The 23,078-nt window shown below is 39.8% G+C and carries 21 protein-coding genes; 10 read left to right on the top strand and 11 right to left on the bottom strand.

All coding sequences use genetic code 11. The annotated features are described in order from the left end of the window. Window positions 1-5: 5 nt before the first annotated feature. Together IPJ16_06880 and ribD are read right to left on the bottom strand one after the other, a co-directional pair. The gene (locus IPJ16_06880; protein ID MBK7626912.1) at window positions 6-2,342 is read right to left on the bottom strand and encodes a caspase family protein; all 2,337 of its coding nucleotides are present in this window, start codon (window positions 2,340-2,342) and stop codon (window positions 6-8) included. 51 nt (window positions 2,343-2,393) lie between these two features. Beyond that, complete coding sequence (ribD, locus tag IPJ16_06875; protein MBK7626911.1) at window positions 2,394-3,479, bottom strand: bifunctional diaminohydroxyphosphoribosylaminopyrimidine deaminase/5-amino-6-(5-phosphoribosylamino)uracil reductase RibD; 1,086 nt, start codon at window positions 3,477-3,479, stop codon at window positions 2,394-2,396. 26 nt (window positions 3,480-3,505) lie between these two features. On the opposite strand from ribD, the gene prmC reads away from it, so the two are divergent. Both prmC and IPJ16_06865 read left to right on the top strand, forming a co-directional pair. Next, window positions 3,506-4,372, top strand: coding sequence for a peptide chain release factor N(5)-glutamine methyltransferase (gene prmC, locus IPJ16_06870; protein MBK7626910.1), 867 nt, complete (start codon window positions 3,506-3,508; stop codon window positions 4,370-4,372). After that, the gene (locus IPJ16_06865; protein MBK7626909.1) at window positions 4,365-4,832 is read left to right on the top strand and encodes a RecX family transcriptional regulator; all 468 of its coding nucleotides are present in this window, start codon (window positions 4,365-4,367) and stop codon (window positions 4,830-4,832) included. The genes prmC and IPJ16_06865 overlap by 8 nt, the downstream gene beginning before the upstream one ends. A 163-nt stretch (window positions 4,833-4,995) precedes the next feature. On the opposite strand, the gene IPJ16_06860 is transcribed toward IPJ16_06865, so the two are convergent. The 6 genes from IPJ16_06860 to prfB all read right to left on the bottom strand — a co-directional run bounded on the left by IPJ16_06860 (window position 4,996) and on the right by prfB (window position 11,341). Further along, entirely contained in the window at window positions 4,996-5,445 is a 450-nt protein-coding gene (locus IPJ16_06860) for a DUF2752 domain-containing protein (GenBank protein ID MBK7626908.1), read from the bottom strand. Beyond that, window positions 5,429-5,920 (bottom strand): hypothetical protein, encoded by a 492-nt coding sequence (locus IPJ16_06855; GenBank protein MBK7626907.1) that lies wholly within the window; start codon window positions 5,918-5,920, stop codon window positions 5,429-5,431. Before IPJ16_06855 ends, IPJ16_06860 begins: the two co-directional genes overlap by 17 nt. A 19-nt stretch (window positions 5,921-5,939) precedes the next feature. After that, window positions 5,940-6,494 (bottom strand): thioredoxin family protein, encoded by a 555-nt coding sequence (locus tag IPJ16_06850; protein ID MBK7626906.1) that lies wholly within the window; start codon window positions 6,492-6,494, stop codon window positions 5,940-5,942. A 38-nt stretch (window positions 6,495-6,532) separates the two neighbouring features. Next, entirely contained in the window at window positions 6,533-8,686 is a 2,154-nt protein-coding gene (gene scpA / locus IPJ16_06845; GenBank protein MBK7626905.1) for a methylmalonyl-CoA mutase, read from the bottom strand. Between the two features lie 2 nt (window positions 8,687-8,688). Then, window positions 8,689-10,185: an acyl-CoA mutase large subunit family protein gene (locus IPJ16_06840; GenBank protein ID MBK7626904.1), complete on the bottom strand. Its 1,497-nt coding sequence runs from the start codon at window positions 10,183-10,185 to the stop codon at window positions 8,689-8,691. 66 nt (window positions 10,186-10,251) lie between these two features. Further along, a protein-coding gene (gene prfB, locus IPJ16_06835; protein MBK7626903.1) for a peptide chain release factor 2 occupies window positions 10,252-11,341 on the bottom strand; the annotation gives its coding sequence in 2 pieces (ribosomal slippage) (window positions 10,252-11,277 and window positions 11,279-11,341; 1,089 coding nt in all). 97 nt (window positions 11,342-11,438) lie between these two features. Between prfB and vanZ the strand changes: the two genes are divergently transcribed. After that, window positions 11,439-11,846, top strand: a complete 408-nt coding sequence (gene vanZ, locus IPJ16_06830) for a VanZ family protein (protein MBK7626902.1) — start codon at window positions 11,439-11,441, stop codon at window positions 11,844-11,846. Between the two features lie 190 nt (window positions 11,847-12,036). On the opposite strand, the gene IPJ16_06825 is transcribed toward vanZ, so the two are convergent. The 3 genes from IPJ16_06825 to IPJ16_06815 form a co-directional block, all read right to left on the bottom strand. Beyond that, on the bottom strand, window positions 12,037-12,474 hold the full coding sequence (locus IPJ16_06825) for a hypothetical protein (protein ID MBK7626901.1): 438 nt from the start codon (window positions 12,472-12,474) through the stop codon (window positions 12,037-12,039). Between the two features lie 427 nt (window positions 12,475-12,901). Continuing rightward, the gene (locus IPJ16_06820) at window positions 12,902-14,071 is read right to left on the bottom strand and encodes a hypothetical protein (GenBank protein MBK7626900.1); all 1,170 of its coding nucleotides are present in this window, start codon (window positions 14,069-14,071) and stop codon (window positions 12,902-12,904) included. A 383-nt stretch (window positions 14,072-14,454) separates the two neighbouring features. Continuing rightward, the gene (locus tag IPJ16_06815) at window positions 14,455-14,886 is read right to left on the bottom strand and encodes a T9SS type A sorting domain-containing protein (protein MBK7626899.1); all 432 of its coding nucleotides are present in this window, start codon (window positions 14,884-14,886) and stop codon (window positions 14,455-14,457) included. A 252-nt stretch (window positions 14,887-15,138) separates the two neighbouring features. On the opposite strand from IPJ16_06815, the gene IPJ16_06810 reads away from it, so the two are divergent. The 7 genes from IPJ16_06810 to IPJ16_06780 all read left to right on the top strand — a co-directional run bounded on the left by IPJ16_06810 (window position 15,139) and on the right by IPJ16_06780 (window position 22,947). Further along, complete coding sequence (locus IPJ16_06810) at window positions 15,139-15,738, top strand: ribonuclease HII (GenBank protein MBK7626898.1); 600 nt, start codon at window positions 15,139-15,141, stop codon at window positions 15,736-15,738. Window positions 15,739-15,807: 69 nt separating this feature from the next. After that, the gene (locus tag IPJ16_06805) at window positions 15,808-17,958 is read left to right on the top strand and encodes a S46 family peptidase (protein MBK7626897.1); all 2,151 of its coding nucleotides are present in this window, start codon (window positions 15,808-15,810) and stop codon (window positions 17,956-17,958) included. Between the two features lie 177 nt (window positions 17,959-18,135). Continuing rightward, window positions 18,136-18,720, top strand: a complete 585-nt coding sequence (locus IPJ16_06800) for a MarC family protein (GenBank protein MBK7626896.1) — start codon at window positions 18,136-18,138, stop codon at window positions 18,718-18,720. Further along, on the top strand, window positions 18,710-19,189 hold the full coding sequence (locus IPJ16_06795; GenBank protein ID MBK7626895.1) for a ribonuclease HI: 480 nt from the start codon (window positions 18,710-18,712) through the stop codon (window positions 19,187-19,189). Before IPJ16_06800 ends, IPJ16_06795 begins: the two co-directional genes overlap by 11 nt. 70 nt (window positions 19,190-19,259) lie before the next feature. Next, complete coding sequence (locus IPJ16_06790) at window positions 19,260-19,664, top strand: DUF1987 domain-containing protein (GenBank protein MBK7626894.1); 405 nt, start codon at window positions 19,260-19,262, stop codon at window positions 19,662-19,664. Between the two features lie 11 nt (window positions 19,665-19,675). Next, the gene (locus IPJ16_06785) at window positions 19,676-20,170 is read left to right on the top strand and encodes a prolyl-tRNA synthetase associated domain-containing protein (GenBank protein MBK7626893.1); all 495 of its coding nucleotides are present in this window, start codon (window positions 19,676-19,678) and stop codon (window positions 20,168-20,170) included. A gap of 140 nt (window positions 20,171-20,310) precedes the next feature. Then, window positions 20,311-22,947, top strand: coding sequence for a carbohydrate binding family 9 domain-containing protein (locus tag IPJ16_06780; GenBank protein ID MBK7626892.1), 2,637 nt, complete (start codon window positions 20,311-20,313; stop codon window positions 22,945-22,947). Window positions 22,948-23,078: the final 131 nt, after the last annotated feature.

Raw genomic sequence — 23,078 nt, 5'->3', positions numbered from 1 at the left:
TTTATCTATTTTGCTATAAAGAAGAAAGTTCCGTTCATATCTTCCAGGCCCTGTATCTTACCGAACTTTGGCTTCTGACCAGTCTCTGTTGCAACCGCTGATGTTACAGACTGAACAATAGTTTCAATAGGTATACAGGCATTCTTATTATTCATTAGAGTGTTGGCAAATGTTGCAGTAAATTTTGAATTATCTGAAGCAAGCTGATATCCGGCAGATGAGAATACCTGTGCCGATTTTGCTCCGGCAACAAGCGTGTTGTCGCAGGTAGGAGATTCATTTGAAGAACGCATTGCAGTAAAAAATCCGGGACCCGATTCACATGCGTCAGTAACAACGAGAGTATGAACCACTACGCTTTCGTAGCCCTGCAAACCTGCCTTAAGTCCATTGATGTTAAAATAAGTAAACTCATCATCTCTTTTTGCATCAACAGGAATCCAGTAACCTATGTCGTTTATGAATTTACCATGGCCTGCATACCAAACCAGAAGAGATTTTACCTGGTTTTTCTTAACCAGATCACGAAGTTCGATATTAAAATACTTTTCCATATCGGCTTTCGTCATATCCTTCTTATGAATGATATTATGTATCTGATAGTTGGCAAGCGCCCTGTTTATTGTACTAACGTCTTTAACCGGCCCGTCGAGTGCAGCAAAATTCTCATAGCTGGAGTTTTCAATAAATACAACCCAGGTCCTGCCCATAGGGTTATTTTCAGCAATCTGAGCGCCTTCACGGTTAATTGTAAATTCAGATTCCTTCTTATTACCGTAAATATCTTCAACTACAACTGTAAATTTATTGATATTGGATACATCGAGTGTTGCGGTAAATGAAGGATTATACTCTCTGCTGCTGTAGCTGGCGGAAACATCACCTATAAGAATAGATTTGATCTTACTTGCATCTGTTATCTTTCCCTGAATAGCAATGTTCGGAGTTGAAGAATCGAGATAGACCTGTCCTTCTTCTGATGTGTAAGGTGCAACAAGTGCGATTGAAGGCGGATCTATTTCGGTACGCTTAATCGGAAAACTTATTGACTTTTCATTATCATAATCATCGCGGGCCACCAGTGTTACTGCATTCATGCCTGTGATGTCGATATTTGATAAAAATTCATATTCTCCGTTCTTCTCGGCAATATTAACCGGTCCGTTGTTAACAAGAAAAGACTTGATCTTGCTTTTATCTTTAATTTTCCCTGTAATAAGGATCGCAGCTTTATCACCTCTGATCTCTATAGTATCCTTAACAGGTAGCGGGCTCACAATAGCAATTTCAGGAGAATCTTTTTCCCTGTTAAGTTCATAAAGTCTTACCTGTGCTTCTTTAAGAGACTTACGTGCTCTCATGTCAAACTCTGAAAGAATTGTTATCTTGTTATAGTCAGCTATTGCCTTATCATAATTCATGATCTCTTCATAAGACCTTGCTCTTTTAAAGTATCCAACTGATGAATCAGGTCTCAGAGAAATATATTTTGAATAGTCATTTATCGCATTGGGATGCTGGTTAAATTCCTGATAGAATGTACCTCTTTCAAGATAAAAATCCGGATTGGAAGGATCTATCAGAATATTTTTAGAGATATCATTTATTGCACTTGGATAGTCAAGATTCTTCTTATAGATCTTTGCCCTTACCATATATGCTTTTGTATTCCGGTCATCATTTTTAAGAACTTCATTACACTGCACCATTGCCTCCTGAGGATTGGAAGCAATCAGCAGATCAGCAAGTTCCAGACGCGGATCTGCCAGCTTCTTGTCTTTTGATATTGCTTTTTCAAGTTCTCTTTTAGCAAGAATATCATTATTAAGGCTCCTGTATATCACACCACGGTAATAATAATCCATCGGAGTATCTTTTATAATTATAGCGGTGTCCGAAGCTTTCAAAGCCTGATCAAACCTTTTGAGTCCCATCAGAGTAATTACTTTCTCCTTATAAACATTGGGATCACGCTTATCTAACTTTGTTGCTCTGTTTAAAACAATCAGGGCTTCCTCATAAGACTTCATAGAATTGTTAACCTTCCCGAGATGGACAAGGGCATCAACATTTTTAGGAGCAAAAACGAGTAGTTTTTCAAAATCTGCCTTTGCCTCTGTATATTTTAATACACTTTCATATGCCTCTCCCCTGGCAAAATAATAATCCGGATTAGAAGGTTCAATGCCTATTGCACTGGTAAACTGCACTATAGCATCTTCAAACTTCAACCCTTCAGCAAATTCTACTCCTGCCTTGTAATACTTCTTGCCATTCTGAGCAAAAGTACTCACTGAAACCAGGACAATAATTACTGTAATCAAAAATACCTGCTTTTTCATATCTGTAGTGCTTAACTTATTAATCCATTCCAACTATCAAAATTAAATATTTTAATTTATATTATCAATTGTAATCAAAGCCTTATTGCATTCATTTAAAAATACTTCTAATAAACTCCCTTCAAAATTTGTACTAGAAATATTGATACCTTTCACTACCGGAGCTTTCAAACCACCGTTAAAATGTCTTTTGCCTGTAAAAATCCGTGCCTCATCCCATAACCCTTCTGATAAAAAATGGTTAAGTACTTCAGCTCCCCCTTCAATAAACAACGACTGAATTCCTTCCCTGTTCAGATACCCCATAATCTGTTCCGAAGAAGGAATACCTTCTTCAAGTTTAACCTTAACTGTTTTCCCGTTTTCTGACCCGGTATTATGACTAAACACAACAACTGTGCCATTTGTTTCATTCACAGCTATATCATTTCTTAAAACACCTGACTTACTGAGAATTAGCCTAACCGGATCATTACCTTTCCATTCTCTTACATTCAGTCTCGGATTATCAGCACGTATAGTGCCGGCACCTACCAGAATTGACTGTTCTGATGCCCTCCACTTATGTACAAGAATCCTTTCAGGTTTGCCTGAGATCCATGTAGGCTTCTTAGCATTATTTTCCGGCCTTAAAATATCAATATAACCATCAGCGCTTTGTGCCCACTTTAGAACAATCCATGGTCTTTGCTTCTCATTTGATGTAAAAAACCTTCTGTTCAACCATCTGCATTCGGCTTCCAGTATGCCGGAAATGACTTCGCATCCGGCATCCTTTAGCTTTTTTACTCCCTTTCCTGAAACTTTTTTACTTGTGTCGACTGTTCCGATTACTACCCTTGGAATTTTATTCGCAATGATGAAATCAGCACATGGAGGGGTTTTACCAAAATGAGAACAAGGCTCAAGGTTTACATATAATGTTGAGCCTTTAAGTAGTGATTTGTCTGAAACAGAACTAATTGCAACAACTTCAGCATGAGGCCCTCCGGCCCTGAGATGATATCCTTCTCCTATAATTTTCCCATCATAAACCACAACTGAACCCACGAGTGGATTAGGGTAAGTCATACCCTCAGCAGCGGAAGCAAGTTCCAGGCATCTTCTCATGAATTTGTTATGTCCGCTCTCTTCCATTTCACTTAAAAGACTAAATTTGAGTCATGGGTGTTAAGATACAAACAATAAAAGATATCAGGATTTATCTGTTTCAGGAACTTGATGCAATCTACCAGGAACCTGAATTAACTGCCCTCACCAATATTATTATCAAGACTATCCTTGGAGTAACAAAGTTGCATCAGGTCTATCTGTCTGACCAGACAGTTACCGGCATTCAGACTGAAAGGTGCATTAAGATTTGCAGAGAGCTAAAATCGGGGAAACCAATCCAGTATGTTCTGGGAGAAACATTTTTTTACGATTGCAGGATAAGAGTCACTGAAGCAACTCTTATTCCCCGGCCTGAAACTGAAGAGCTCGTTCATTATCTGTTAAAACAAAATGACGGATTTAAAGGAAATATTATCGATTTCGGCACCGGATCGGGATGTATTGCAATTGCACTTGCCAGGAATTTACCCGGTTCAGAAGTATTTGGGATTGATCTGGCAGAGGATGCTCTTACGGTTGCCAGGGAAAATGCCATTCTCAATAATACTAAGGTTTCCTTCCTGAAAAGAGACATCCTTAACTTTGATTATAGTCTCATTCCTATGGCAGGAATTATTGTTAGTAATCCGCCTTATGTCAGAGACTCTGAGAAAAAACTGATGAACAGGAATGTACTGGACTTTGAGCCCCATCAGGCACTTTTCGTAAGTGATAGTGATCCCTTGGTATTCTACAGATCAATCCTGGAAATAGCCGGGAAAATCCTTTTACCCGACGGGGAAGTATGGTTCGAAATCAACGAGGCTCTTGGTATTCAAATGTATGACCTCCTCATTTCATTTGGTTATATCAAAATTGAAGAATTTAAAGATATCAATGGCCGGGACAGGATTATTAAAGGATTGAAAAATGCCTGAAAGCACGCTCTATAAAACTGCTCTTAACAAGGCTATGGCTCTTTGCTCGAGGAGGGAATACTGCTGCGATGATATCAGGAATAAACTGATATCATGGGGAGTATCCGGCAGCGATTCAGAAAAAGTAATAGAAAATCTTATTAAAGAGAACTTTATTAATGAGAAACGGTTTGCCACAGCTTTTGTAAAAGATAAATTCAATTATAACAAGTGGGGTAAAATAAAAATTGCCGCCCACCTCCGACACAGAAATATAGCGGGAGACATTATCAGAGAGGCCCTTGATTCGATTGACTATGATATATATACAAGGGTACTTAAGGACCTGATAACAAGTCACCGGAGATCAGTTAAATCCAAAAATCAGTACGATCTTAAGGCAAAACTTCTAAGGTACGGATTATCAAAAGGATTCGAGAGCAGTCTGTTGTATGAGGTGTTAAATGAATCTGAAGATTAATTTTTTTTACCGAAGCTGAATATTTTAATCAATTGCCGTCGGTTTTAACCGACGGATAAGGAATTTTCACTTCCTCAGGACTTTAGTCCTATAGGATTTGATGGGCTAAAGCCCATTCATGCTTAGTTTCTCATACCGTTGGCTGAAGCCAACGGCAATTAATTCAAAAAATATCAGAAACTATTTTAGCAATATAAGGCCAGAATGCAATCAGGAATATTAATACCGATCCAAGGCAATCAGTAATTATCAGCTCTTTCTGTGTAGCCTTATTGTTGATATAGGAAAGTGAGAAACGGATCCTCAGGATCAACTGAGCAGCGAAGAACAGGAATACCCTCATCCCGTACATATTCCACTGATAAGCCTCTGCTATCCTTCCTCTTACAATAAGTGAAAAACTATGCGATAATCCACAGGAAATACATTGTTCCCCTGTGATTTGTTCATGTATACAAGCAACAGGATAGTTGTTTTTTTCAGGCGAAAAAATGCCGGAGTATGCAAAGATCAATGCAATAACTCCGGCAAAGAAAATATTTATAATAAGGTAAGGCTCATTTCTGACCCTTACCTTAAGAAATTCAGTTATAGGATTATTTTTTAACGGCAACAGAGTCATCTTTCTGAGTGCTTCCGGCTTCAAGATCTTCAAGCTTCTGCTCCTTATCTTTCTTCAGGGTAGAGGCATTTATCTCTACTGTCTCACCATTACTCTCAATCTTAATATTGACATTGTTGTCCTCGAGTTCCTTGATGACATTATCCTGAACATCGTTAATGACATTCTGGATTTCATTAGGCCATTTATCAGCGTTTTTAGCAATCTTACCTGCCACAAACACCTGCGAAATTGAGATCATCGATGCAAGGATCGCAATAATCAGACCTGCAATTAAAACTCCTTTTGGTGCATTATTTCTTGATGCCTGCGACAGACCAACAGATGCCAGTATAATTGCTATAATCCCGGGGATTATAGCTATCAGCCCGACACAGGGAATAACTGCAAGTACAAAAGTTATTATCGCTGTAATAAGTGCCGCAATCCCTAGATTCTGAGCACTGTTGTTTCTTACCTCTTCCATGATATTAAATTATTTGTTATTATTCATTCCTTGTCAGAATATTAACCATATCCTGTTCTAAAGACGTCTTAGGATTTTCAATGATGCGTCCGGCTTCAATATTATTTTTGTAAACAATAAATGTTGGTACCCGTTCAATGCCAAGACCAGTATATTCGCCAACCGGCGACAGTTTGGCATTATCCACACCAATGAATGTCACTTTTGCGATTGGAAACTGCCATTTATCGAGTATCCTCATAAACCTTGGAACTTCACGCCGGCTGTCGGGACACCAGCTTCCCATCACAATTTTTATTGTAATAGCATCTTTTGGAATTTCAAGCAATTTTTCAAGTGGCTCAGTATTCAGCTGATACTCATCAAATCCTTTCATGAACCATACAGAATGAGGTTCCCTGGTCATTTGGCCATAGGTAAAATAGCCAAGAAGCCATGTGGCCTGGTCTGAAAAGTTAACTGCAGGAGCAGGTAACTCCTGAGGAACTACAGGTTCTGAGGGTATTGACTTCTTTGCAGCGCATCCGGCTGAAAGTAAAATGATGCAAACAGAAATGGCAGTTAAGTACTTCATAAATAATCAGGTTGACTGCCGCAATTTACTATTTTTTTCTATTCATATGCATGCATCAATATTTCAAGAATTTGTTTGGCTGCTTTGGAAACAGAAGTTCCCGGACCAAATATTGCAGAGACACCTGCATCGTAAAGATACTGGTAATCCTGAGGAGGAATTACCCCTCCTGCAATAACCAGAATATCTTCTCTCCCCAGTCTTTTAAGCTCTTCAATGACCTGTGGGACAAGCGTTTTGTGACCTGCTGCCAGACTTGATACTCCAAGCACATGTACATCATTCTCAACGGCCTGTTTCGCCGCCTCGGCAGGTGTCTGAAACAGAGGCCCGATATCAACATCAAAGCCAATGTCGGCATAGCCTGTTGAGATTACTTTAGCTCCGCGGTCATGTCCATCCTGACCCATCTTTGCTACCATTATTCTTGGCTGACGGCCTTCCTTTTCAGCGAATTTTACAGCCAGCGCCCTTGCGTCTTTAAAGTCATCATCTGACTTATATTCAGATGAATAAACACCCGATATTGTACGTATCACAGCTTTGTACCTCCCGACAATTTTTTCACATGCAAAAGATATTTCACCAAGACTGGCCCGTTTTGAGGCAGCATCTACAGCGAATTCAAGCAGATTACCCTCTCCGGTCTGAACACATCTGGTCAGAGCTTCAAGTGAAGCCTGACACTCTTTTTCGTTTCTTTCAGCCCTGAGCCTGGCAAGCCTTATAATCTGAGAGTCCCTCACCGCTGAATTATCAACCTCGAGGGTCTCGAGCGGATCTTCCTTTTCAAGTCTGTATTTATTTGTCCCGACAATTGTCTGAACACCTGAGTCAATTTTTGCCTGAGCCCTTGCAGCCGCCTCCTCAATCCTCATCTTCGGAACACCCGATTCAACAGCTTTAGCCATTCCTCCCAACCGTTCCACCTCCATAATATGTTCCCAGGCGCGATGAGCTATTTCATGTGTTAGTGTTTCAACATAATAAGAGCCGGCCCACGGATCAACAGCCCTGCAGATCTGGGTCTCCTCCTGTATGTAAATCTGGGTGTTTCTTGCAATACGGGCTGAAAAATCTGTAGGTAAAGCAATTGCCTCATCAAGTGCATTTGTATGAAGGCTCTGGGTATGACCCAACGCTGCAGCCATAGCTTCGATGCAGGTACGGCCAACATTATTGTACGGATCCTGTTCGGTCAGACTCCATCCTGATGTTTGGCAATGTGTCCTGAGAGCAAGGGATTTTGGATTTTTCGGATTAAACCCACTTACAATTTTCGACCATAACATTCGGGCTGCTCTCATCTTGGCAATCTCCATAAAATGGTTCATCCCTATGGCCCAGAAAAATGATAATCTCGGAGCAAAAGAATCTATATCCATACCTGCATTAACGCCGGTTCGAAGATATTCCAAGCCGTCGGCGAGTGTATAGGCAAGTTCAATATCGCATGTTGCACCGGCCTCCTGCATATGATAACCTGAGATACTTATAGAATTGAATTTTGGCATCTTCTCAGAGGTATACCTGAATATATCCGCAATGATCCTCATCGAAAATCCAGGCGGATATATATATGTATTCCTGACCATGAATTCTTTCAGAATATCATTCTGTATTGTGCCATTTAGCTCTTCCAGCTTTGCTCCCTGTTCAAGGGCAGTAACAATATAAAATGCCATTATTGGTAATACAGCACCATTCATTGTCATCGAAACTGACATTTTATTAAGAGGTATACTGTCGAAGAGCAGTTTCATATCAAGTATTGAGTCAATAGCAACCCCGGCCTTTCCGACGTCTCCGGTAACTCTTTCATGATCAGAATCATAACCTCTGTGAGTCGCCAGGTCGAAAGCTACGGAGAGACCTTTTTGTCCTGCAGCAAGGTTACGGCGATAAAAGGCATTTGACTCTTCAGCAGTTGAAAAACCTGCGTACTGCCTGATTGTCCAGGGTAGCATTGTATACATTCCTGAATACGGGCCTTGCAGGAATGGCGGAATACCTGCTGCATAGTTCAGGTGTTCCATACCTTCAAGATCTTCTCTGGTATAAACACTCTTAATTGGAATCATTTCAGGAGTTATCCACTCTTTCTTTATTCCTTTCTCACTCTCCCACTTATGAAACTCCTTCTTTGTAACCGGAAGTTCTTTCAGGTCTTTGATATTAAATTTTGGTCTCATAATCAATTCTTTGCTCCTTTTTCCTGTTCAATTCTCACTGCTTCATATCCGGCTGAGATTCTGAAAAGCCTTATTGGTTCAATCATGAGGTCACTTTCATACTCAACATTTTTAAAGACACTTTCAGTCTCTATCTGTGAAAGTACTTTTTCATTCAAATCAGGGAAAAGGTTTGATCCCAGCAGTTTGACTTTTCCTCCTGCAAAATCCTCCTGCCTTTTAGCAGCCGATTCAGATAACATTTTTTGAATAAACCCTTCCTTTAATGAAGAGAGAAATCCGCCATGTTCTTCTATTTCAACAAAAAGTTTCCAGGCATTCTCTGCAATAAGGTTTGTCAGGTTTTCAATATAATATGATCCGGCTGCAGGATCTGCAACCTTGTCAAAGTAAGCTTCTTCCTTCAATATCAGCTGCTGGTTCCGTGCAATCCTTTCTGAAAATTCATCAGGTTTTCTGAAAGCAATATCGAATGGTTCAACAGTAAGTGAGTCAGTTCCTCCAAGAATTGCCGACATGGCTTCTGTCTGTGTCCTGAGCATGTTTACAAAGGGATCATATACTGTTTTATTCCATTCGCTTGTCACACAATGGATCTCCATTTTAACAGCGTCTGATTCCGGAATATTGAACCCTCTCTGTACAGCTGACCACAACAGACGCGCTGCCCGGAGTTTTGCAATCTCTGAAAAATAGGTTGATCCTATCCCATAGCTGAATCTGATTTTTGAGGCTGCCAGTGTGGCTTCCAGCCCCCTGTCAGTAAGCTGTGAGATGTATTCGCCTGCCATTGACATACTGAATGCCAGTTCCTGAACGATATCTGCACCTGCATTATTGAAATGTGATGCATTCAGGTGAATTGTACGAAGATTTGGCATTTTTAATGCGGCTTTAGTATATGCTGCCAGGTAGTTGAATCCCTCTTCAATCGAAACACAGAGTTTCCCGTTTACCATAAGCCGGCCAATCGGATCAGCCTCAACAGCACCCCGGATATCGACAGGATCAAGTCCTCTTTCAGCTGCTATCGACGAAATATGTTCCAGAATCTCCCTTGCCTTACCGTTACAGAAAACATTTATCTCAATTACTTCAAGGTGAATATCCTTCAGCAGAATCTCAAAATTACTTTTACATACCGATTCTGGATCAGATATAATAAATCCCAGAGAATCAATACCTTTCATCAGTATTGTCAGGGCCTTACTGTTAGCTTCAGCATAATCAGTTACTTCTATATTCTGCCTGACATACCAGTTGTTGTTTCTGATCTTTGTCCCCCTTAAGAAAGGATATTCGCCCGGGAGAGTATCTGTATACGCAAGATTTTCAACATCTTCAATGCGGTAGAAAGGCATAACATCGAACCCTTCATTTGTCTTCCATACCAGTTTTGTGTTGAAATCAGCCCCTTTCAGATCTGAGTGGATTTTATCCATCCACTCTTTGGTTGTTACAGGCGGAAACTGTTCAAATAGTTTTTCCTTTTTCACCATTATTTAACTATTGTTATTACCGGTACAAATAAAACAAATAAACTACCACAGTTTTTATGAATTTTGTCATTTCCCGGCAAACTCCATCAGATATGATTTTATGAAGGCAGTCAGGTCTCCATCAAGCACTGCCTGAACGTTTCCGGTCTCGTGATCTGTGCGATGGTCTTTGATCATCTTGTAGGGATGTAAAGTATATGATCTGATCTGCGAACCCCACTCAATTTTTTTCTTGGCACCTTCAATCAGCGCCTGGGCTTCCTGCTGCTTTCTCAGCTCCAGTTCATAGAGCTGTGATTTTAAAATCTTCAGGGCATTTTCTTTATTATTAAGCTGAGAGCGGGTCTCCTGGTTCTCAATAATTATTCCTGTAGGATGATGCCTGAGCCTGACTGCGGTCTCAACCTTGTTAACATTCTGTCCGCCTGCACCGCTCGACCTGAATGTATCCCAGGTTATGTCGGAAGGATTTATTTCAATCTCTATATTATTATCAACCAGAGGTGATATGAACACTGAAGCAAAAGTTGTCTGCCTCTTTCCCTGGGCATTAAACGGTGAGATCCTTACCAGACGGTGTACTCCGTTTTCACTTTTAAGGTAGCCGTAGGCTCGTTCGCCCTCGATCTCAAGTGTAACCGACTTAATTCCCACTTCATCGCCCGACTGGTAATCAAGTTCTTTTACTTTGTAGTTATTCCTTTCGGCCCAGCGAAGGTACATCCTCATTAGCATTGCTGCCCAGTCGTTGCTCTCTGTTCCTCCTGCTCCGGAATTGATCTTCAATATTGCCCCGAGCTGGTCTTCCTCTTTCTGGAGCATATTGCGGACTTCAAGGTCTTCGATAAGCGAGACACAGTTACTGTACTGGCTATCAACATCTTCTTCAGATGCTTCGCCTTCTTTATAGAAATCGTAGATTACAACCAGATCGTCAAGGGCAGCATTTATCTTTTCAAAATCAGTTGTCCAGTTCTTAAGCTGAGCGATGCCCTTCATCAGCTCTTCAGCCTTTTTCGGATCGTTCCATAAGCCAGGTTGCTGCGACAGACTCTCTTTCTCTGCTATTGTCTCAAGTTTGCCTTCGATGTCAAAGATACCTCCTTAACGCATCGCGGCGTCCCGATAAATCCCTTATCTGTTCGTTAGTTATCATTCTTTAAATTTTTGACAAATTTAGTCTTTTAATAGTTAACTGGTAACACTTTGTTTGGTGGCATGATTTTAGTAATTTTCGGACCTTAAATAATAAGATGTTCCGACTGATTCAATTCCTCCGTCCCTATGCCAGATACTTTCTCATTACCTGGCTACTGATAATAATTACAGTATCATCCATTCCTTCAATTCCGACTCTAAAGATCCATACTGCAAAATCTGAGATAAGGCTTGACTATCTTATCCATTTCTGTGAATATGGTTTACTGGCAGGCATGGCATTTCTTGCATTTGTAAGCAGTGAATTCAAAATGACGAATAAGAGGTTTTTCCTGATTACATCCTGTTTGATCCTGTTCGCAGTTCTTGATGAATATCATCAGAAATTAATTCCGGGCAGGGCCTTCAACCTAAAAGATATCTACAGCAATATAGCAGGAATATTAGCGGCTCTGGTGTTTTGTGTTGTGGTGTTCAGGATGATATCCAGAAGAAATCCGTAGAGACGCAATGCATTGCGTCTCTTATTACATTCATCTATATCCCAGTTTTGGGGATTAGTAATAATGTAATTTTTAATTTTCTCATATGAGCGGTAATCCCGAATAATGCTATCATGATACCTTGGTTGCCATGCGAAATAAGGATCAATCTTACGAGCATTTATTGTAACGACCGATTTGAAACCACGGATTACAGATGACAGGTTTTTAATCTGCGGCCCAAATTTGTTTTTGATGTTGAGGTTGGTATGGTTGATCCTGTAGAGACCAACGCAGCTCTACAAACATTATGATTTTCGACATTCATCAACCGATTATTGAATTCATTATTCCCGATTAATATTATTCCATGAAAATGATTTGGCATTAACACAAATTCATCAAGGTAAATATTCATGTCAGGTCTTATGACTGGGGTTTTTAACCATTCATTAAGTACAATTTCACCTATCTCTGAAAAATGCATTTCCCCATTCCTTATTGTCCCGAAAAAGAATTCCCTGTTTGCTGCACAAATGGTAACATAATACGGTGCATTTGATCCATAATCCCAATTTTGCAGCCGGGCTGACGAAATACGGTATTTGTTTAGAAATTTTCCAACACTAATAGAAAATACAGCAACCAAATTTACAAAAACTTTTAATTTGAGAATGATTCAGGATGTTAAAAAGAGTTGGTTTAATTCCGTAGAGACGCCGCCTCCGTATGGTTGATTCCATTGTAGAGACGCAATGCTTTGCGTCTCTTATTCAATTAGGGCAATGTTTTTATTCAGATGACCGTTGATTTTATCAGGTGCCTGTTATTTATATTCCAGAGACTGTTATTTATATTCCAGAGATTGTTGTTATATTCCAGAGATTGTTGTTATATACCAGAGATTGTTGTTATATACCAGAGACTGTTATCTATATTTCAGATATTGTTGTTTATATGCCAGAGACGCAAAGCATTGCGTCTCTACAGAATATTATCTAAGAACATATCAGCCCGAATAATTAAAATATCAACAGGGCCATTAAATCCAGATTATGTAAATATCTTTTGTCAGATTAATAAACCCGATAACCAGAGAAGGAGCCTGAGAAACTAAAAGGGATAAGAAAACCATTAGTTTGCTGAACAACAACATTTACATCAGCACCGCTGACAATTTTCATAGTAAGACTTCCTCTGAAAATTCCACCGGAAGTGGAGGGTAAAATAATTGTTTCATCAGGCACTCCAGATACTTTTAAGAAAACTGTACAATTTGAGGGTAAATTCAATGAAACATTGAATGTGTATATCCCTGTATGAGGAGCTTTGAATGTCCCACTAGAAGCTGTATAGTAAGCCCCATCGGAATAATAGCCACCTGTAACTAAATTGAAAATCAAAGGTACTGGAGTATTATCAGGTAAGTTAACAGATGATGATATCCCCGCTTTATAAGCAATTATCTGTCCAATTGTAGCAGAACCACCTCCATTATTAAGTACTAATTGATAATTATTGGCATCATAGGAAAGTGTCTGTATTTCATTAGTCGGACTAGCATCAGCATCATTCTTTAGAGCTGTCAGGTCTACAGGATCTGTTATTCCGGATATATAAAGCTTACTATCTGCCGGAGTAAAAGTCAGAGTCTGGATCTCATTTAGCGGATTTGCATCCGCATCATCTTTTAATGATGCAAGACTGATTGTGTTCCCCCCGGAGATATTAAGTGTATTATCTACACTACTAAAAGTCAGGGTTTGCTTGTCATCAAGAAACCTGGTGAAATCAATTTCTGTGGCTGTGGTATTTTTTGTTATTTTAAGCTTATTATTCGGATCAAGCTGAAGATCCTGGATCTGGTTTGGCAGCACTACCTTATTTCCATACATGATTGAAAGGGTATCTCCGAGCAGAAAAAGCTGATGGGGAAGCATAAGTGTTGAAAGATTAACTGTATTCCCGCCTGAGATTGACATATTGGTTCCGTCAAACGAAAGAGTCTGGTCATCTGTAGCCGGATCTCCCGGATCACCTTTCAGTCCCTGAACTCCCTGCTGTCCCTGCGGACCAGTGTCGCCTTTTAAGCCCTGTGGACCGGGATCTCCTTTTAGTCCGACCGGACCTTGCAGACCAGGGACTCCCTGGAGACCCATTTCTCCTCTTGGTCCCTGCGGACCGGGTTCAAGTGATTTCTGAGCATAAAGAGCATATGGAACAGCCAGAAACTGCATTGTTCCCATATCGATAAAACTGCTTTCAAACTTAACCTCTACTTTGAGGAAATGAGGAGCAGAGGACCACGATATCTGAGAAAGAGCTGATGAAGTACCTCCGGTCGGAGTACCCTGACCGATTACTATTGAAAACACTCCATATTTTGAAGTGACTATTTTTGAATGAAGTTCCTGATATACAAGTGCTCCAAGAGGATTATCAGAGATTATTGAGAACCTGATATCAATCTCCCTGTTGGAAAGCTCCTTTCCATAAATATCCCTTGCAACCGCCTGATAATGTATCCCCAACGGGACAGTTTGCTGTCCGGCCAGAGGGCAGCTAACCGCAATTAGTAATATGATTAAAACGTAACTTTTCAAATTATTAAAAGTCATAACTCTGCTGATTAGATTTTATCAATCTTAAAAATTCTGCTTATTACACCATCATCACTTAAGATTCTGACAAAGTAGAGACCTGTACTTAGTTTTTCAACCGCGATCTGATGCGTATTCCAGTACATATCAGTAAATTCAATCCTTTCAGAAATTACAACAGTACCGGAGATGTTAATAATCTCAACCCTGAAGTTTCTTGAAATATCACCGAACAGTTCAACATTTACATAATCACTTACCGGATTAGGATAGACTTTAACACCATTGCCCGGCGGTGGATTTTCCTTTGTGAATTTTATACATGGCTGCTGAAACCCCTGAGTAAATCCACCATCAGACGATTGAAATATTTCTATCGCAGTCTCACCTATAGTCTGGGAATACGCCAATGATCCGGTATTTGTTACCCCTGCGAGAGGCACAAGGACCTGATGGGACAATTGTTGGGAATAGGCATTAGATGAGCATCCCAGCAAAGATAATAGTATTAAAAACCTGGCGCTATTTAACATATTATTAGTTCCCCGTCAGGTCAAAAATAATAAAACATTTGACAAATCGTCATTTTTTGGTGACAAACATGTAAATTTCAGGCTTAAACCACCTGTTCTGCATTTTTTATTAAATTCAGATTCTGTAACCTGTGGGTGGAATATTTCTTTAAATTACGTGACATTATTACTCGAATGAATATGCTCAAATCATACCTGTATAAGAACCTTACTGAAGCCGGCTGCGATGAAGCCGGGAGAGGTTGCCTTGCCGGTCCCGTGGTAGCTGCAGCAGTAATTCTTCCAAAGAATTTCAAACATCCTTTCCTGAATGATTCAAAAAAATTATCGTCAAAACAAAGATTTATTCTTAAAGATGAAATAATAAATACGGCAATATCCTGGAAAGTGGCATTTGTGAATAACGAAGAAATAGATCAGATGAATATTCTCCGGGCTTCAATAAAAGCAATGCATATTGCAATAGAAGGTCTTGATAAAGAACCTCAGTTCCTACTCATCGACGGTAACAGGTTTTATCCTTATAAAGATCTCAGATACAAGACAATTATTAAAGGAGACAGTCTATATTTTTCCATTGCTGCAGCCTCTGTTCTGGCAAAAACCTTCAGGGATGAGTATATGGACAAAATCAATGAAGAGTATCCTCAATATGGATGGATTAAGAATAAAGGTTATCCAACATCCGCTCACAGGGCCGCCATTATTGAGTATGGGATTACTCCTTATCACAGAAAATCCTTTTCGCTCTTCAATACACAGTTGAAAATTGATTTTTAACCTTTCTTTTCTTGGTTTATAAAATTATATTTGTCTGCACTTTTAAACCCACTTGATAAATATATTCCAATGAGAAAATTGTTTGCAGTTTTAGTAATCCTTATTATCAGTTTCGGATTTAAGGCCAGGGCTGATGAAGGTATGTGGTTGCTGCCACTTATAGAAAAATTAAATATCGGCAAGATGACCGAACTGGGGCTTAAGCTTTCAGCTGAGGATATTTACAGTCTTAACAAAGCCAGCCTCAAAGATGCAATTGTAATTTTTGGAGGCGGCTGTACAGGAGAAATAGTTTCCTCCCAGGGACTAATCCTGACTAACCACCACTGCGGCTATGGGTCAATCCAGGCACACAGTTCGGTAGAACATGATTATCTGGCCAATGGTTTTTGGGCAATGACGAAAGAGGAAGAGCTGCCAAATCCTAACCTCGCAGTAACGTTTCTTGTCAGAATCGAAGATGTTTCAGCTCAGATCCTCGCAAATGTAAAACCCGGAATGAGTGAATCAGAACGTTCAGCATCTGTAAATGAAGCAAGAACAGCGATTGAGAAAAAAGCCCAGGAAGGAAATAACTACAGGGTACAGGTAGGGAGTTTCTATGGTGGAAATTATTTCTACCTGCTTGTCTATGAAAGATATAATGATGTCCGCCTGGTCGGAACACCTCCTCAGTCTATTGGTAAATTTGGATCAGATACCGACAACTGGGAATGGCCTCGTCATACAGGCGATTTCAGTGTGTTCAGAGTTTATTCAGGACCCGACGGAAAACCGGCAGCCTATTCAAAAGCAAACGTTCCTCTTAAACCTAAACACTATCTTTCAGTATCACTAAAGGAAAGAAATATTGGCGACTTTGCCATGATACTTGGTTATCCGGGAAGAACAAACAGGTATATGACTTCTTATGAAGTAAGCGAGCAGCTTCAGATTGTACATCCTGACAGAATCAAGATACGTGGTATCAAACAGGATATATGGATGGCGGATATGAAAGCAGACCAGAAAGTTAACATTCAATACTCTTCAAAATATTTTGGTTCTTCTAACTATTGGAAATACTCAATAGGTCAGAAAGCCGGTCTTGAAAGACTTAATGTAAAAGCAAAAAAAGAAGAGATTGAAAATCAGTATAATAAATGGGTTGTTGAAAATCCTGAACGGAAAGCAAAATATGGTGAAGCTCTCAATATGATAAAAACATCTATTGAAGGCAGGGCTGAATATTATAATGCTCTACAGTATCTAAATGAATGTATCCAGGGATGCGAAATCTTTGGCATGAACCAGGTAGCTACAATGCTTATCACAGCAATTAAATCCGGCGACAATCAGAAGATTTCTGATGCAGTATCGCGCATTAAATCAAATGTTTCCGGATTCTATAAGGATTATAATGGTCCAACAGACAAAAAATCAACAAAGGCCATGCTTAAACTTTACAGGGCTGATGTTCCTGCAAAATTTCATCCTGATTTTTATGTAAATGTTGTAGACAAAAAATACAAAGGCGATATCGACAAATTTGTAGATGATATGTTTGCTAAAACTATCTTCTCAAGTGAAGCAAAACTAATGGCATTTCTGGATAAACCTGTACTGAAAACAATTGAAAATGACCCTGTTTATCTCACTTCAGCTTCTGTTTATAAAAGTGCTGGTGATATTTCAAAAGGATCAAGCCAGTTCGACGCTGGTCTGGCTACAGGAAAAAGAGTCTGGGTGGCAGCCCTCATGGAGATGGCTCCTGAAAAGACACAGTATCCTGATGCCAATTCAACTATGAGGCTCTCCTATGGAACAGTACAGAATTATGATCCAAAAGATGGTGTAACATACAAGTATTATACAACATTACAGGGTGTTGCAGATAAATATAAACCAGGCGATTATGAATTCGATCTGCCGAAACGCCTTCTTGAGCTTAATCAGAAGAAAGAATTCGGAAGATACGGTTCTTCAAAAGGATATATGCCCGTGTGCTTCCTCACAACAAATGATATTACAGGAGGTAATTCAGGTAGTCCGGTTTTGAATGGTAACGGCGAACTTATCGGGCTGGCATTCGATGGTAACTGGGAATCAATGAGCGGTGATATTGCTTATGAGCCTGAATTACAGAGAACTATTGTTGTTGATATCCGTTATGTCTTGTGGACAATGGATATTTTCTCAGGTGCAAAACACCTCGTTGATGAGATGACAATAGTACAATAGGATTATAGTAAAATTTTAATCCCTCTTAACCACAAAGAACACAAAGTAGACACAAAGAAAACAAAGGCAAAGTACCCTTTGTGACCTCTGTGAATCCCTATAGCTATCGGGACCTTTGTGACCTTTGTGGTTAATGAATTTTATTATTTGTTCTATCTTTGTAAAAACATTTAAATAATGCATTTTAGTCTTATAGAAATTCTTGCCGCTTTTATGGTTCTCTTTGCCATAATCGACATCCCCGGTTCAATCCCGATTATAATTGATCTGAAGTCCAAATCGGGAGATGTTAAGTCAGCAAAAGTCACTCTGGTTTCCTTCCTGATTCTGCTGGCATTTCTTTTGATCGGCAGCCCTTTGCTCGGAATCTTCGGGATAGATGTTAAATCATTTGCCATTGCCGGATCTTTCATCATCTTTCTTATTGCAATGGAAATGATCCTTGGCATCGAGCTTTTTAAACATGAATCTGCCGGAGCAGGTTCAATCTTTCCGATTGCATTCCCGCTTATTGCAGGTGCAGGATCAATAACTACTATCCTTTCTCTGAAAGCTGAATATGAGACAATTAATATATTCATAGCCCTTGTTCTGAATATGGGCATAATTTATATAGTACTAAGATTAACCTCCCTTTTCGAAAAGGTACTCGGAGTAGGAGGACTACAGATTCTTAAAAAAGTATTTGGTGTTATTCTTCTGTCTATAGCAATTAAACTTTTCATCACCAACTCAGGTGTAGTCCTGCCAAATGCAAGGTGAAATAACTATATATACCGACGGGGCTGCAAGTGGTAATCCGGGTCCCGGAGGTTATGGCGTGGTTCTTATTTCAGGAAAGCACCGGCTTGAGAAATCAGAAGGTTTCAGACTAACCACAAACAACAGAATGGAACTCCTGGCAGTTATAACAGGACTCGAGGCTTTAAAAATTGCCGGCAGTATAGTTGTCATTTATACCGACTCAAAATATGTCGCTGATTCTGTAGAAAAAGGGTGGGTATTTCAGTGGGAATCAAAAGGATTCAAAAAGAGGAAAAATCCTGACTTATGGATAAGATTCCTGAAAATCTACAGGAAACACTCTGTCAGGTTTGTATGGATAAAAGGCCATTCCAATAATACAGAAAATGAAGTATGCGACCGCCTTGCTGTAAACGCCTATACGTCGGGCAACCTTACCGAAGATACCGGTTATAAGCCTGAAGGAGAAGACGATAAATTACTCTGAAATTCCCGATCGCCTAAAATAAATTTGTGATATAGCAAAATTTTAATGAATTTTGTAAAAAGGTCTGTTAATGAAAAAGTTATATATCAGTCCGACCTCAACAACCCCCGAAGTAAGTTTTTCCCCTGAGGAGGATGTTTATTTTATCAGGGGCAATTCATCCCCGGAGGATGTTCGTTCATTATATTATCCTGTTATTGAATGGGTTAAAGCACTTGCTTCTGCCATTATCAATGGGAAATCAATAAAATATTCCGCTGAGAAACCTCTTGTATTAGTTATTGATCTTGAGTATTTCAATTCTTCATCGGCTAAATTCCTTTTCGATATTTTCAATGAGCTTAAGCAGCTTAAACCGGCAGGAATTCCTGTCAAAATTGAATGGCACCACGATAAGGAAGATCTCGATATGAGAGATGCCGGAAATGATATTTCGTCGCTGGTAGGTATGGAATTTCAGTATATTCAGAAATAGTCTGCTTTACGATGCGCGGACAAAAAGAGCTCTACGAACTTCTGGAAAACCTTGACATCAGGTTTGATTATCACGAACACCCGCCTCTCGCTACAATTGAAGACGCTAAAATCCACTGGAAAGATTATAATTCAGGAAGATGTAAGAACATTTTCTTCCGAAACCACAAAGGCAACAGGCATTATCTTGTGATCCTTGAGCATCTCCGTCAGCTCGATATCCACGATCTGGAGAAACGGCTAAAACAAGGAAAACTATCTTTTGCTTCTGATCAGCGGTTAAAAAAATACCTGGGAGTAGAACCGGGATCTGTCTCTCCTTTCGGCCTTATAAACGATAAAGAAAAACATGTCCATCTGTTTATTGATGAGAAACTTAACGAATCAGAACGGCTTGCATTTCATCCTAATGTAAATACTGCATCTCTGGTTGTTTCTAAAAATGACCTTCTGAAATTCCTTGCTTATACCGGGAATACATTCGAATTTATCAAGCTTTACGACTAGGGTATCATACCAGTTTAAGTGTTTTAATTTTATGTTCTTCAGCGTATTTCACTGAGAACACAAAAATAATATCATTTTTTTGCATCAATTCCTGTGTTCATCCGTCATTATCAGTAAAACCACTATTAATCAAGCCGCAGATGAAAAGAATTCTTATTACCGGATTTATGCTCTTACTGCTTGTTGCGGGTGTAACTGGACAGACCCCTGAAAAGAAGCAGTTTAAAGCAACCCGGATTACAGTTGCGCCTGTTATCAACGGACTACTTGATGAAGCCGAATGGAAGACAGGCAATTGGGTTGATGATTTTACCCAACATGAACCCTACAATGGCAGAAAAGCCTCGCAGAGAACGGAATTCACCGTTCTGTTCGATGAAGATAATCTTTATGTTGCCATTAAAGCTTTCGATACTGCTCCCGACAGTATTGTGAATAGATTAACAAGACGTGACCAGGTTGATGGTGACCTGGTTGGAATAATTCTGGACAGTTTTCATGATCTCCGGACCGGGTTTCTTTTCGGAGTTAGTTCATCTGGTGTAAAATTCGACCAGATGTTTACAGATGATGGTCAGAACGAAGACTCATCGTGGGATCCAAACTGGTGGGTAAAAACATCTATTAACGGTGAAGGCTGGATTGCGGAAATGAAAATTCCATTCAGTCAGGTCCGGTTTGAAAAGAATTCCGGTGATACCTGGGGCCTTGAAATAGCCAGAATATTTTACAGAAAAAATGAGACATCATTCTGGCAGCATATACCAAAAGATGCACCCGGACTTGTACATCTCTTTGGCGAGCTGACTGGTCTGGAACAGATAAAACCAAGAAAGATATTTGATATTACTCCATATGGAGTTGCAAAAACAGAAACCTTTAAAACTGTTCCTGAGAATCCATTTCTTGCAAAAGGTAAGCTTTCTGCTTTAAATGGCGGTATAGATGCAAAAATCGGCGTGACTAATAATATGACTATGGACCTGACTATTAACCCCGATTTCGGTCAGGTTGAAGCTGACCCTTCAGAAGTGAACCTGTCAGCATATGAAACATTTTTCAGGGAAAAACGTCCGTTTTTTATTGAAGGCAATAACATAACAAATTTTGGATTAGGAATCGGCGACGGAGGTGTTGGCAATGATAATCTATTCTATTCCAGAAGAATAGGACGCCAGCCTCAGGGTTATCCAAATCTTAATGATGGATGGAATGCCGATGTCCCAACAAATACAACAATTCTTGGAGCCGCTAAACTGACCGGAAAAACAAAAAACGGATTATCTATCGGTTTTGTTGAGGCAATGACTGCGGAAGAGAAAGCTGAGATAGACACTGTTGGAGGAAGGACTTACCAGACTGTTGAGCCTCTCACCAATTATATGGTCGGTCGCATTCAGAAGGATATAAAAGAGGGTAACACAATAATCGGTGGAATTTTTACAAGCACAAACAGAGATCTTGATGCAAACCTAAGCGATTACATGCACAAGGCTGCATACACAGGCGGAGTTGACTTTACCCAGTATTTTAAGGAGAAAAGCTGGATGGTAAATCTGAATACAGCCTTCAGCCTTGTTGAAGGATCAAAAAATGTTATCCTGAACACTCAAAGATCTTCAGCACGTTACTTTCAGAGACCCGACAATAACCATACTTTGCTTGATACTAACCGCACATCACTGGCAGGGTCAGGAGGAAGGTTGCAGATAATGAAACTAAATGGCCACTGGAACTTCATGAGTGCCACTATCTGGAAAACTCCGGGTTTTGAGACAAACGACCTTGGCTACATCCGAGAAGCCGATCAGGTACTCTCTGTTCTTTGGGCCGGTTACAGCCAATGGGAGCCTAAAGGTATTTACAGGAGGTATAACCTTAATGCAGATTTTTATTCTGTAAATAACTTTGGCGGAGACTGGACCGGAGGAGGATTCGAGTGGAATGCTTCAATGGGACTGAAGAATTACTGGAACATATGGACAGGTGGAAACTTCAATACATCATCTCTGTCAACTGGCATGCTTCGCGGTGGTCCGATGATGAGAATGCCGGGCAGTACCAATGCCAGGTTAGGTTTCTCAACTGATAACCGCAAGAAACTTGTTCTTGAGGTCTATACTAACGGTTCAAGAGGAAGGGAAAATAGTTCCAGAAACTTCAATACAGGTGTCGATATTTCCTATAAACCAACTAATTATCTCGTGCTGACAGTAAGCCCCGGGTACAGTAAATCATATTCCGATCTGCAGTATGTATCAAGAGTATCTGTAAATGGAAGAGATAAATATATTTTTGCCAGCATAGACAGGAAGACAATAAATACATCATTCAGGGTAAATCTTAACCTGAGTCCCAATTTAACTTTTCAGTACTGGGGCCAGCCATTTGTTGCCACAGGGAGCTATTACGATCACAAATTTATAATTCAGCCAATGGCCGAAAAATATACTGATCGTTTCTGGACATACTCTCCCGGTCAGATTAAGCTGAATGGAGACTCATACGACATAGATGAAAATATTGATGGCACAAAAGAATACAGTTTTGGCAAAAGGGATTTTAATGTTCAGGAATTCCTCTCTAACCTTGTGGTAAGGTGGGAATATAACCCCGGATCATCTGTTTATCTTGTATGGAGCCAGACCAGAAGCAGCTACAACAGTTCAGGGAACCTCGATCTGATGAACGATCTGGGCGATCTCTTCGATGGCGATGATAATAAACCACATAATGTATTTCTAATAAAATTCAGTTACCGGTTTGGATTGAAATAGATTCTTCAAATTAGTATAGAGGTTTATTTAACCACAAAGAACACTAAGGAACCTCAAAGGACACGAAGGAAGAATAATGGAAAATTCCTTTGTGACCTTTGTGTTAATACTTAGTGACCTTTGTGGTTATT

This window comes from Bacteroidales bacterium (genome assembly GCA_016709865.1).
Classification (GTDB): domain Bacteria; phylum Bacteroidota; class Bacteroidia; order Bacteroidales; family VadinHA17; genus LD21.
The sequence above is the reverse complement of the archived record's forward strand: the minus strand, read 5'-3'. Positions and strand labels throughout refer to the sequence as shown.